Genomic DNA, 12,426 nt, shown 5'->3' on the forward strand with positions numbered 1-12,426 from the left:
TCGCGGTTTTTTTATGTCTGCAATAAGCGGAAAGCAAAACGGCGATGCAGGGACCACCGCTCTGCGTTCGTCTGCGTTAGCCGTTATTCGCGCTGTCGACAAACAGCGTCAGGCGCTGGCCCGGTTGCAGGTAGCTGTTCTGGCTGATTTTGTTCCAGCGCACGATGTCGCTGATGTCGATGCGAAACTTCTGCGCGATCCGGTAAAGCGAGTCGCCACTGCGCACGCGGTACGACACTTTGCGGGTAGTGCGGCTGTTGCTCGCGCTGTTGTTGCTGCTTCCATTTGCGTTGTAAGCCACCAGTTTGCGCCCAGGGCGTAGGGTGTCTCCTGGCGCCATGTTGTTCCAGCTGGCCAGCGAGCGTACTTTCACGTTCAGGCTGCGGGCGATACCCCAAAGCGTGTCACCCGGGCGCACCGTGTAGCTGGTCTTGCGGCCCTTGCCGGATGACTGGCGGCGCTTCACGCGCTGGTCGATAGAGTAGGCGTATTGGGCGTTGGGCCCGGAAGCGCTTGGGATCAACAGCGTCTGGCCGGCACGGATTCTGCTGCCGCGCAGCTTGTTGGCCTGCTGGATCGCAGCAATGGTGGTTTCGTAGCGGCGGGCAATGACCGACAGTGAGTCGCCATTGGCAACCCGGTAGTGCTGCCAGCTGACGCGCTGGTCCGCCGGCAACTTGTCCAGCGCTTCCACGAACTGACTGCTCTTGTCATGGGGAACAAGCAGTCGGTGATTGCCTTCGGGATCGGTGGCCCAGCGGTTGTAGCCCGGATTGAGCAGGTACAGCTCTTCAATTTCCACGCCTGCCAAATCTGCCGCCTGGGCGAGATCAATCTGGCTGCCCACGTTGACCGCGGCGTAGTAGGGCTCATTGCCGACATCGTGCAGCGGAACCTTGTAGTGGTTCGGGCGCGATACGACTTCGGCCAACGCCAGCAGTTGCGGCACGTAGCGGCGGGTTTCACGCGGTAGCTTCAGGTCCCAGAAGCTGGTGCCCTTGCCGGCGCGCGCGTTGCGCTCGCGGGCGCGACGCACAGTACCCTCACCGGCGTTGTAGGCCGCCAGCACCAGCAGCCAGTCGTTATCGAATCTGGCGGCAAGATAGTTGAAGTACTCGGAGGCGGCACGGGTGGACTCCACCACGTCGCGGCGGCCGTCGTACCACCAGTTCTGGTGCAGGCCAAAGGAGCGTCCGGTGGCGGGAATGAACTGCCACATGCCCGAGGCTTGCGCATTGGAATAGGCGAAAGGATCGTAAGCGCTCTCGACAATCGGGAGCAGGGCAAATTCCAGCGGGATGTTTTCCTGCTCCAGCTGTTCGGCCACGTGGAAAATGTAGCGGCGAGAGCGTTCGGTAACCCGGGCCATATAACCCTGGTTAGTGGAAAAATATTTTACGTAATCCTGCACTTTTGGCCGATGCGTTTCGCGGTCGAGGGTAAAGCCCTGGCGCAGGCGGTGCCAAATGTCATTATTGGCCAGTGCGGGCTCGGCGGCATTCAGAATGTTCTCGCTGATGGCGCTGTCCATGCTGGGCATGGAGTCGATACCGTCAGCGGGTTCAAGCTGAGTGGTTTCCGCGGTGCGTGGTGCAGAGTCAATCTGGGTGCAGGCCCCTACCGCCGTTGCCAACAGCGCAACGGCAAACTTTTTATAAACCATTCTGGTATCCGAGGTCTGTAATTATCTCTTCGCTCTGCATCGAACTGGCCAAGAATCTTCGGCGGGTTGCTGCACCGGCGTCGTTATTTTGATGCCGGCACGCCCAGGAAGAGGCGTCGTTGAATAATGCGCATGAGCTTTGTTGTGTAATTGTCTGATTCTAAAGAGGAGGGTGAGTTCCGGTCAATGCGATTTGGTCAAAAAACGTCCTTCTGATGGCGTAAATTGGCGAAAATTTCGACAGGGTTCGCATTCTTCGGCAGACCTTTTGCCTGAGCCTGCAAACGGATATCTGGCTCGTTGGTGCGCAGGAACGGATTGGTGGCGCGCTCCAGCTCAATACTCGACGGCAGGGTCGGTTCGCCGCGCGCGCGCACTGCTTTCGCATCGCGCTGGCGATCGCGTAGGCGTTCGTTGTTGGCATCGACCGCAAGGGCAAACTCGAGGTTCGCCAGTGTGTACTCGTGGGCGCAGTAGACGCGGGTAGTGCCCGGCAGTGCCGCCAGACGCGACAGCGACTGGTACATCTGGCTCGGGGTGCCCTCGAACAGTCGGCCGCAACCGCCGGCAAACAGAGTATCACCACAGAACAGATGTTTGGTCTCGCCGTCGTTCATAACCAGAGCGATATGGTCCAGGGTGTGCCCTGGCACCGCGAGCACCTCAAAGGGCACTCCGAGCAGGGAAAATTGGTCGCCATCTCGCAGCGGGTGGGTGACACCTTCAATGGTGGGTGGGCCGTACACTGGGCAATCAAAGGCGGCGGTAAGCGCCGGCACGCCGCCGGTATGATCGAAATGGTGGTGGGTGAGCAGTATGCCGCTTAGCCGTTTACCGGCGAGTGCGGCCATGACCGGGGCTGCATCCCCGGGGTCGACTACCCAGTGCTCATTGTTTTGCTGCAAATGCCAGATGTAGTTGTCGTTGAACGCTGGGATGGGGCGGATTGTGATCATTAGCTGTCCCCGCTAACCTAAGAATGTTTGGCGCAACATTAGCACAGCCAGTGCCGTCATTTGTGCACTGGGTGAGATAGGGTATTCTGGCCGCTGACCGAATATCCATGCCCGCGGCATGCGGATTTCTTCACTTTGGCCGCCATAATCTTGTGTTGGTCGCCAGAATATAAGAGCTGGAGATGACTAACTAGGAGCTGGAGATGACTAGGATGCCGGAAAATCCGGAAAAACATTCCCTGTTCTATCGCGGGAAAGCGCCTATTTCTCCGCTGGGGGAGTCCTGCCCGGCGTTAAGTGACTGGTTCGACAGCGGGCTTGGCCGAGAAATTCTTACGCAGCAGTTGGCGTTGGTCCAGCCGTTGGTCGAGGGCATGTTCGGCTATCACCTGATGCAGGCGAGCGTGGCGCGGCAGGTGGACTTTGCCGCGTGCAGCCGCATTAACCACCGGTTCAAGTTGAGCCCCTGTGCAGAAGGCCAGGGCGCGGCACTGGTGGAATTTGAACAGTTGCCGTTACCTTCAGAATCGATTGATGTAGCGGTGCTGCACCATTTGCTGGATTTTTCTCCTCAGCCTCACCAGGTCCTGAGAGAGGCCGCACGGGTATTGATTCCCGGCGGGCATATGGTGCTTATCGGATTCAATCCGTTTTCCCTGTTGGGTCTCGCACGGCTGTTTGGGGGTTCCAGTCCCTATCAGCTGGGTAACCAATTGCGCGCGGCGCGGATTGAGGATTGGATGAACCTGCTGGACCTGCAATCCGGTCAGGTAGAGCGCGGGTTTTTCCGTATGCCGCTCAACCATGGGGACCTGCTTTCCAGGACTTCCTGGATGGAGCGAGTGGGCACTCGCTGGCACTTGCCGTGGGGCGGCTTTTACATCATAGTCGCGCGCAAAGAAGTGGCGCGGATGCGTACCATCAAGCTCAACTGGCGAGGCGAAAAGAAACCCGCACTGAGCGCGGTACCGAGCAGTCCGCGCGTGGCCGCCCGCGGGCGCCACGACAAGCGAGGCCGTCACAACAAGTGATGCGCCGCGCAGGTAATCCCTAATCAGGGGGCTGTGTCATAACGACGACAGCTTGGATAATTTTCATAACGAGAACACATTGAAACAAGTCACCATTTATACCGATGGCGCTTGCCGGGGTAATCCTGGCCCGGGCGGGTGGGGCGTATTGCTGATGAGCGGTGAGTCGGAAAAAGAGCTGTGCGGGGGGGAGTCACTGACCACCAACAATCGCATGGAGCTGATGGCCGCTATCGAGGCTTTACAGGCGTTGAACCAGCAGTGCCGTGTCGACCTGCATACCGACTCGCAATATGTGCGTCAGGGGATTACCGGTTGGATTCACAACTGGAAAAAAAATGGTTGGAAAACCGCCAACAAAAAGCCGGTAAAAAATGCCGATTTGTGGCAAGCGCTGGACAGTGCAATTGGCGAGCACGACGTGCACTGGCACTGGGTGAAGGGGCACGCCGGCGACCCGGGTAATGAACGGGCGGATGCGCTGGCGAACCGCGGAATTGACGAATTGGGGGCCTGTTAAAGCATGCGGCAAATTGTTCTGGATACCGAAACCACCGGCCTGGATCCCAAGTCCGGGCACCGCATTATTGAGATTGGTTGCGTCGAGCTGATCAATCGCAAATTGACCGGCCGTCACTATCATCAGTACATCAATCCCGAGCGCGAAGTCGATGACGGCGCAATCGAGGTGCACGGTATCACCAACGAGTTCCTCGTTGATAAGCCGATTTTTTCGCAGGTGGTCGATGAGTTTATGACCTTCTGTGACGGTGCCGAGCTGGTCATCCACAATGCCCCGTTTGACGTTGGCTTTATCGATGCAGAGCTAAAGCGCCTGGGGAGTCCTCGCTGGCAAGCGGTAGCCACCCATTGTGGGGTACTGGATACCCTGGCCTTGGCGCGAGAAAAACACCCGGGTCAGAAGAACAACCTGGATGCATTGTGTAAGCGGTATTTCGTTGATAACTCGCAGCGCGACCTCCATGGCGCCTTGCTAGATGCGGAGATCCTTGCCGACGTCTATCTGATTATGACGGGCGGCCAGACGGATCTGTTGGCCAGTAGTGATGCCTCCGCTGAAAACGATCAAGAGCAGGAGGCGAACGCTGCGGAGCCGGGTGCTATCCGTCGCCTCAGTGCGGAGCGGGCGCCGCTCAATGTGGTGCGTGCAAATGCGCAGGAACTGGATGCGCACGCCGCGTTTCTGGCGCAGCTGGAGAAGTCCGGCGGCAAGCACTTCTGGTAGTCGGGCGCATTGCGGGTGAAGCAGATGTGCGGGCCAGCCGCGAAATGTAAGAATAGAAATTAAAAAGGGGCCAAAGGCCCCTTTTTTTCGTTTGGCTCGGCGAGCGCTCAGATCGCAAAGATCACGCAGGTCAATGCAACCACCGTCAGTACGATGGTGTAGGGCAGGGCCATTACCACCATGCGGCCGTAGGACAGGCGAATCAGTGGCGCCAGGGCTGAAGTCAGCAGGAACAGGAAGGCAGCCTGGCCGTTGGGTGTGGCAACACTCGGCAGGTTGGTACCGGTGTTGATCGCAATCGCCAGTTTGTCGAAATGCTCGCGGGTAATATCACCAGCGAGCAGCGCGTCTTTCACCTCGTTGATATACACGGTCGCCACGAATACGTTGTCGCTGATCATGGAGAGTACGCCATTGGCCAGGAACAGCGTGCCTGGCTGTTGCTCAGGCTCCAGGCTCAGTACGAAGTGGGTGATAGGTGCGAACAGGTGCTGCTGGTGGATCACCGCAACAATGGCAAAGAACACTACCAGTAGTGCGGTGAAGGGCAGTGCTTCCTCAAATGCGTGGCCGATGCGCGGTTCCTGGATGACACCGTTAAAAGCGGTCAGCAACACAATGATCATCAGGCCAATAATGCCGACCTCAGCCACGTGAAAGGCCAGGGAAAGCACCAGGATTACCGCAACGATACCCTGTACCCAGAGTTCCACTACGTCGCGCTGGGTGCGCTTTTGTTCCTGTTCGGTGGCGAAGTTGGACAGTACCTCGCGCACGGCGTCAGGCAGCTTGGCGCCGTAACCAAAGACCTTGGCTTTCTCCAGCAGGAAGCAGGTGGTCAGGCCGGCGGCGAATGCGGGAAGAGTGACCGGGGCCATCTGCTGGAAAAACTGCACGAAATCCCAGCCGGCCTTTTCGGCGATCAGCAGGTTTTGCGGCTCTCCTACCAGGGTGCAAACGCCACCCAGTGCGGTGCCAACCGCACCGTGCATGATGAGGCTGCGCAAAAACGCGCGGAACTGGTCCAAGTCAGAACGGTGGTACTCCACCACGTGGTCGTCGTGGGAGTGGTCGTGGTCCGAATGCGCCGGTCGGTTGGACGCAGTCTTGTGGTAAACCGCGTAGAAGCCCACCGCTACAGCGATCAATACGGCGGTCACGGTCAGGGCATCCAGGAACGCGGACAGCACCGCGGAAACGCCGCAGAACAGCAGTGATAAAGTGGTCTTGGAGCGAATGCTGACGAGCAGCTTGGTAAAGACGTAAAGCAGCAGGCTCTTCATAAAGTAGATGCCGGCCACCATAAACATCAGCAGGAGAATAACCTGCAGGTTTTCTTTTACTTCGTGGTAGACCGCATCGCTGCTGGTGAGGCCAAGCAGTACCGCCTCGATGGCGAGCAGGCCACCGGGTTGCAGTGGGTAGCACTTGAGGGCCATGGCCAGGGTGAAGATAAATTCACCAATCAGAACCCATCCGGCCACAAAGGGGGAGGTGGCGTACAGCAGGATTGGGTTCAGGATCAGGAACAGGGCGATGGTCAGCTTGTACCAGTCTGGGGCTTCGCCGAGGAAGTTGGCGGTGAATGCGCGGGCCATGCCGCCCCCCGCCGCGGGCAGAGTATCGTTTAGAGAGTTCATTTTTGTTACTTCCCTGGTCCCCTGTGTGCCCTTTCCCGCGGTCGCCGGGATTTCGGCGGGGGAAAGTACCGATTTCGACCCCAAAAATCAATTGGTTTTACCTGTTGTGACCCTAGTTCGACTGTGCGTTCGCGATTTTGTCGATTGATCGATGGAAATGAATTGATTTAATCTGGAAACTTTTACGGTTATGTATAAGCGAGCCAGTTTTCCGCAACACGGGCGACAGCCCCGGGAACGGGTGGTAAAAATAATGAAAATTGCAGTGGTGTAGGCAATGAGTGGATTGCGTGAAATCAATCTGACTTCCATCAGTCTGGTCAAGGACGAGCTGGTTGCGAGTATTGAGGGGGCGACTGGCCATCTGGACCAGTTCGCGGCAGATCATGCGGACAAGCCAGCGCTGGAAAAGTGTATCCAGGGTCTTCGCCAGGTGACCGGCGTTTTGCAAATGGTCCAGCTGAGCGCGGCGGAGCTGCTTGCGCAGGAGATGCTGAGTGCGATGGGGGACCTGCTGCAGGATCGCCAGCAATCTCCGCAGGAGCTGCTGGAAAGCCTGGGGACTGCGTTCTATGTGCTAACCCGCTATCTGGATTTTGTGCAGAGCCGCGCTGCGCCGCGCCCCGAGCTGCTGGTTCCCTATATCAACAGCCTTCGCCTGGCCCGCGCGCAGGCGCCGGTGCCCGAGAGTCATTTCCTGCGCTGTCGCCTGGACGCCACCGTGCCCGGTGCGGTTTCCTCGGCAGTGATGTCCGAGGACCTGAAGACGTTTGTGCGGCGCTTCCGCCACATGTATCAGGTTGGATTGCTGGCGCTGCTCAAGGGCAAGCCCCGCGGCCCGGCTTATACCATGATGGCCCGGGCGCTCCAGCGTATTGCCAGCGTTTGTGCGGGCCGCCCCAACGGCAAGTTGTGGTCGGTCGCCGGTGCCGCACTTGCCGCCATGGCAAGTCGCGAGATGCTGGTGAACCGCCAGCGGGTGATGGTCTTCAGCATGCTCGATCGACGTCTGCGCAATATCTGCCGCGATGGGGATTCCGTACTCGATCAACCGGCACCGCCGGTACTGATCAAAGAGTGCCTCTACTGGCTGGCCCTGGCCGGGCCATCGGGGCAGGGGGAAAAGCTGCTGCAGGTATTCAGCGTGCGTCCGTTGGCTTATCGCGAGCCTGAACTGGAGCGTGACCGCGCGAGCCTGGGCGGCCCGGGTGCGACCGCCATTGCCGCTGTCGCCAACGCGCTGGAAGAGGAACTCTCCGGTGTGCGCCGCCTGCTGGATGATGCGGAGATGGTCGGGGTAATTGCCGGGGACGATGAGGGTGGTCTGGTCGATACCTTGCGGCGTATTTCCAACACTCTGATCATGCTCAACTTCCGCCGAATTGGTGAGAACCTGGGCGGATCCCTCAGTGCGTATCAAAATTGTGCCCAGGTTGGGGGGCGTGCGGCGGACAACGCGCTGCAGCAGCTGACCAACCAGATCCTTGCCGTAGACAGCACCATCCGTTCCATGCGCCAGCGCTCCACCATCGAACTGGATGAAAGTGGTCAGGCGGATGTCGAGCTCGAACGCAGTCAGCTGGAAGAGGCAGAGCTTGCTGTGCTGAAAGAGGCCGAGGCGGGGCTGGCATTGATCAAGCGTGCCCTGGGCTCCTATGCGGAGTCCGACTTTGACCACGGCCATATTCGCAACGTGTCCACCACGCTGAACAGTGTGCGCGGAGGCCTGGTGGTGCTGAGCCTGAGCCGTGCGGCGGCGGTGGTAGAGCGGTTGACGCATTTTGTCGACGCTGTGATCGACCAGAAAAATACCGCGCCGGCGGTTGCGCAATCCCTGGAGACGTTTGCCGACGCGATTATCAGTCTGGAGTACTACCTGAACGAAGTTAAAATGCATCGTCAGGTCGATATGCAGTCGCTGGATTTGGCGGTCGAGAGCCTGGAGGCCCTGGGTTATCCGGTTGAGGTTGCCTGACCCGAGCCTCTGGTGCAGTCTTGTCTAAATGACCTGAGTTCAAAGTCTGTCTGATGCCTGACTTTCACCCTGCGGCGAATGTATTGCCGCACCCTGAGTTCCACTGGCACATTGTGGTTGCCAATGGTGAGGTCCTTTGCAGCGCGCAGGGGCCTTTGCACTCCGTATTGCCGGTTAACCTTGCAGCCGGTGAGTTAGACACCCATTACCTGGGCGAGTGGGGAGGCAAGCCGTGTGCTGTACACCACCTCCCGCTGCGCCTGGCCTTGCCCGGTTGCGAGTGGCGCGGCCTGCGCTCATTGCTCGGGACGGTCGAGGAATCCCTGTTCCTGTTGCTTGGGCGTGCCATGCAGGTGGCGAACTGGGGTTTGGACCATCGCTTCTGCGGGCGCTGCGGTGCGCAGACCAGTTACCATGCCAAAGACCGCGCGCGAGTGTGCGATCACTGCAACTTCTCTGTATACCCCCGAATTTCACCTTGTGTCATTATGCTGCTGGTGCGCGGCGATGAATGCCTGTTGGCCCGTCACGCGCGCCACCGCCAGGCGCTCTACACCGCGCTGGCTGGATTTATCGAGCCCGGTGAGAGTGCTGAGCAGGCGCTGGCCCGCGAGGCGCAAGAAGAGGTCGGCCTGGTGGTTGGGCAGGAGCCCGGGCAGTTGCGTTACGTGGGCAGCCAGCCCTGGCCCTTTCCGGGGCAGCTTATGATTGGCTACCTCGCCGAGGTCACCGGCGGCGAATTGCGTCCTGACCAGGATGAGATCGCCGACGCTCGCTGGTTTCATCGATCGGAAATTCCGCAGGCCATTCCGCCGGTGGAAACGTTGTCGGGTCAACTGATAAGGACGTTTGTGGAGATGCGTTAGTCCGCGTGGATTGCGGTGTGTCACCCTGATAAGAGAACAAACACAATGTATATCGCTATTACTTTTACTATTGCGTTTTTTGCCCTGCTGCTGGTTTTCTGGGGCGGTAAGGTGTTGCTGCGCGGCAACTGGCTGTTGGGCTTCTTGCGCGGATCGGTGGGCCTGCTGTTGCTGGGCGGAGCGCTGCTGATCGTATTGCTCGCGCTGGATGTGTATAGCTACCGCAATCTCGGGGACGAGCATAGCGTAGGTACGGTTTCGTTTGAGCGTATGGGAAAACAGCATTTCCTGGTCAAGTTTTCCGATGAAGATGGCATATCGCAGGAATTTGAGCTGTTCGGTGATCAGTGGCAGCTGGATGCGCGTATGTTGAAATGGAAAGGTGTGCTGGCCCGCTCGGGTATTGAGCCCGCCTATCGCCTGGACCGTTTGAGCGGGCGTTACCTGACGTTGCAGGATGAGCGCAACAAAGAGCGCTCCGTGCATGAGCTCGACCAGAGTAATCACGGTGTGGATTTGTGGAAGTTCTTGCGCGAAATGGATAATCGTGTGCCGGTGGTCGATGCGGTATATGGCAGTGCCACCTTCCTGCCTATGCAGGATGGCGCGGTATATGAAGTGCGCATCAGCCATTCCGGTTTGCTGGCGCGCCCGCTGAACCAGCAGGCGCAGTCGGCGCTGAATGAATGGCAATAGTGATTTTAGTAAGGTTTTTTCTGACCACAGTATTTGGGGGTTGAGTGGAATTTCTCAGTGAATACGGATTGTTTCTGGCCAAGGTAGTGACCATTGTGGTGGCACTGTTGGTGGTGATTGGCTTTGTTGTTGCCAATCGCGCACATATGAAGGATCGACAGCCTGGCCACGTTGCAGTGACACGCCTCAACGATCGTTATGAGGATATGAAAGAGACGCTGCTGGAAGCCGTAATGTCGGAAGCCGATTACGCTGAGCGCAGGAAGCAGCACGAGAAGGACAAAAAGGCCGAGGCCAAGGCTCAGGCGAAAAAACGCAAGGCAGAACTCAAGGCGGAAGCGAAAGCGCGCAAAGAGCACGGCAAGCATTCGGATACGGAAGCATCTCGCGAGGTGTCGATGCCCGAGCAGGCAGAGGCTGATGCGGAAACTGGTGCCGCGCCGATGGAAGGTGAAGTCGTTTCCGCCGGTGCAGCCGATGAGCCCGCGCAGCGCAAGCGTCTGTTTGTGGTGCACTTCGACGGGGATATCAAAGCCAGCGCACTGTCGAATTTGCGCGAAGAGATCACGGCGATTCTGCAGGTTGCCGGCAAAGAAGACGAAGTGGTGGTTTGCCTGGAAAGCCCTGGTGGTATGGTGGCGAACTATGGCCTTGCCGCCAGCCAACTGGCGCGTGTGCGCAGCGCTGGGGTGAAGCTCACTATTGTGGTCGACAAGGTGGCTGCCAGCGGCGGCTACATGATGGCCTGTGTGGCGGATCGGATCCTGGCGGCTCCATTCGCCATGCTGGGCTCGATCGGGGTCGTGGCGCAACTGCCCAACTTCCATCGTTTGTTGCAGCGAAACGATGTGGATTTTGAATTGTTTACCGCGGGCGAGTACAAGCGCACGGTGACGATGTTTGGGGAAAACACCCCGGAAGGAAAAGAGAAATTCCAGAACGACCTGGAAGAGATCCATACTCTGTTCCAGCATTTTGTCCATGAATATCGCCCGCAACTGGATATCGCCAAAGTCGCTACCGGCGAAGTCTGGTTTGGTCAGCGCGCCCTGGATCTGGCGCTGGTCGATGAGTTGAAAACCTCCGATGAATATCTGACCTCACGGGCGGCCAATGCCGACCTGTATCAGGTTGAATACAAGGAGCGGCAGAACATCGCCAAGAAAATGGGCATTGCCGCGCAACTTGGTGTTGAAAGTGTGGCGACACGCCTGTTTTCGCGGCTGGCCGCATGGCGGCACCACGCGCAATAATCCTGCGTGCCAATAGGGCTATTTCATTATCCATAGGGAGATGATGGAAATGACGGCGGAAGAACAACACAATTCGGAGCAGTCATACCGCGCCATGCTGGTGGAAGAGGTGGCGGCGGGCAAATACGATCAAACCATTGTTCGACGCCCGCTCAGTGCGCTCCCGGCGCACCCGGTACGCATCGCCGTTTCCCACTCTTCGTTGAACTATAAGGATGCGTTGTCGGCATTCGGCAACCGGGCGGTTACGCGCGACTATCCGCATACGCCCGGTATTGATGCGGCCGGTACGGTTGTGCAGGACACCAGCGGGCACTTTCAGGCCGGCGCACGCGTGTTAGTGACCGGTTACGATCTGGGTATGAACAGCGCTGGAGGTTTCGCCGAGCGTATCGCCGTGCCAGCGGAGTGGGTTGCGCCCTTGCCTGAAGGCCTGTCATTGCGCGAGTCAATGATTTTGGGTACCGCAGGGCTCACCGCCGCACTGTGTGTGGAAAAACTGCTGGAGGCGGGTGCCAAGCCCGACGACGGTGAGGTGCTGGTGACCGGGGCCACCGGCGGGGTGGGTTCGATTGCCGTGGCGCTGCTGGCGAAGCTGGGTTTCCGTGTGGCGGCGGTTACCGGCAAGCTGGAATCGGCGGAATTCCTCACTTCTCTCGGCGCCTGGAAAGTGCTCGACCGGGAGACGCTGGCGCCGTTTGCGAATAAGGCAATCGCCAAACCCCTGTGGGCCTGGGCGGTCGACACGGTGGGTGGGGAAACCCTGTTCAACGTGATCAAGTGTCTGAAATACAGTGGCGGTGTGGCGGCTTGTGGCATGGCGTCTGGCGCTCAGTTTCAGGCCAATGTGTTCCCGTTTATCTTGCGCGGTATCAGCCTGTTAGGGGTGGATAGTGTGGAGTTGCCACTGGCCAAGAAAAACGCGGTCTGGCAAAAGCTCGCCGGGCCCTGGTACATCGGTGAGCAGCTTGAGCAAATCGCTGAAGATATTTCCCTCGAGCAGGCTCCCGAGTTCCTGGCCAGGTTGCACCGTGGGCACGGTATTGGCCGTTACGTGGTAGATATGACCCGCTAGCGGTTTGCTGGTCAAATTTGTGAAT

11 protein-coding genes are annotated in these 12,426 nt (G+C 58.5%); 8 read left to right on the forward strand and 3 right to left on the reverse strand.

All coding sequences use genetic code 11. The features are described 5' to 3' along the window. Nucleotides 1-76: 76 nt before the first annotated feature. Nucleotides 77-1,663 (reverse strand): LysM peptidoglycan-binding domain-containing protein, encoded by a 1,587-nt coding sequence (locus AS89_RS0109225; RefSeq protein WP_010132265.1) that lies wholly within the window; start codon nt 1,661-1,663, stop codon nt 77-79. A gap of 197 nt (nt 1,664-1,860) precedes the next feature. Beyond that, entirely contained in the window at nt 1,861-2,619 is a 759-nt protein-coding gene (gloB, locus tag AS89_RS0109230) for a hydroxyacylglutathione hydrolase (RefSeq protein ID WP_010132266.1), read from the reverse strand. 203 nt (nt 2,620-2,822) lie between these two features. Here gloB and AS89_RS0109235 point away from each other — a divergent pair, with 203 nt between their 5' ends. From AS89_RS0109235 to dnaQ, 3 genes are all read left to right on the forward strand, one after another. Next, nucleotides 2,823-3,650 (forward strand): class I SAM-dependent methyltransferase, encoded by an 828-nt coding sequence (locus AS89_RS0109235; protein ID WP_237709662.1) that lies wholly within the window; start codon nt 2,823-2,825, stop codon nt 3,648-3,650. Nucleotides 3,651-3,729: 79 nt separating this feature from the next. Continuing rightward, nucleotides 3,730-4,170 (forward strand): ribonuclease HI, encoded by a 441-nt coding sequence (gene rnhA, locus AS89_RS0109240; RefSeq protein WP_010132269.1) that lies wholly within the window; start codon nt 3,730-3,732, stop codon nt 4,168-4,170. A 3-nt stretch (nt 4,171-4,173) separates the two neighbouring features. Next, the gene (gene dnaQ, locus AS89_RS0109245) at nt 4,174-4,896 is read left to right on the forward strand and encodes a DNA polymerase III subunit epsilon (RefSeq protein ID WP_010132270.1); all 723 of its coding nucleotides are present in this window, start codon (nt 4,174-4,176) and stop codon (nt 4,894-4,896) included. A 107-nt stretch (nt 4,897-5,003) separates the two neighbouring features. Here dnaQ and nhaB read toward each other — a convergent pair whose 3' ends face one another. Further along, on the reverse strand, nt 5,004-6,536 hold the full coding sequence (nhaB, locus tag AS89_RS0109250) for a sodium/proton antiporter NhaB (RefSeq protein WP_010132271.1): 1,533 nt from the start codon (nt 6,534-6,536) through the stop codon (nt 5,004-5,006). Nucleotides 6,537-6,813: 277 nt separating this feature from the next. Between nhaB and AS89_RS0109255 the strand changes: the two genes are divergently transcribed. From AS89_RS0109255 to AS89_RS0109275, 5 genes are read left to right on the forward strand one after another with little or no spacing between them, the layout of a single operon-like run. Then, nucleotides 6,814-8,511, forward strand: a complete 1,698-nt coding sequence (locus AS89_RS0109255; RefSeq protein WP_010132272.1) for a hypothetical protein — start codon at nt 6,814-6,816, stop codon at nt 8,509-8,511. Nucleotides 8,512-8,564: 53 nt separating this feature from the next. Further along, on the forward strand, nt 8,565-9,377 hold the full coding sequence (nudC, locus tag AS89_RS0109260; protein ID WP_010132273.1) for an NAD(+) diphosphatase: 813 nt from the start codon (nt 8,565-8,567) through the stop codon (nt 9,375-9,377). A gap of 45 nt (nt 9,378-9,422) precedes the next feature. Then, nucleotides 9,423-10,073: a hypothetical protein gene (locus AS89_RS0109265; RefSeq protein ID WP_010132274.1), complete on the forward strand. Its 651-nt coding sequence runs from the start codon at nt 9,423-9,425 to the stop codon at nt 10,071-10,073. Between the two features lie 44 nt (nt 10,074-10,117). Further along, a complete protein-coding gene (sohB, locus tag AS89_RS0109270) occupies nt 10,118-11,326 on the forward strand; it encodes a protease SohB (protein WP_010132275.1) in 1,209 nt (402 codons plus the stop codon). A gap of 49 nt (nt 11,327-11,375) precedes the next feature. Then, nucleotides 11,376-12,401 (forward strand): YhdH/YhfP family quinone oxidoreductase, encoded by a 1,026-nt coding sequence (locus AS89_RS0109275; RefSeq protein WP_050901675.1) that lies wholly within the window; start codon nt 11,376-11,378, stop codon nt 12,399-12,401. Nucleotides 12,402-12,426: the final 25 nt, after the last annotated feature.

Origin of the sequence: Microbulbifer agarilyticus S89, from assembly GCF_000220505.1 — a bacterium.
GTDB classification, from domain to species: Bacteria; Pseudomonadota; Gammaproteobacteria; order Pseudomonadales; family Cellvibrionaceae; genus Microbulbifer; species Microbulbifer agarilyticus_B.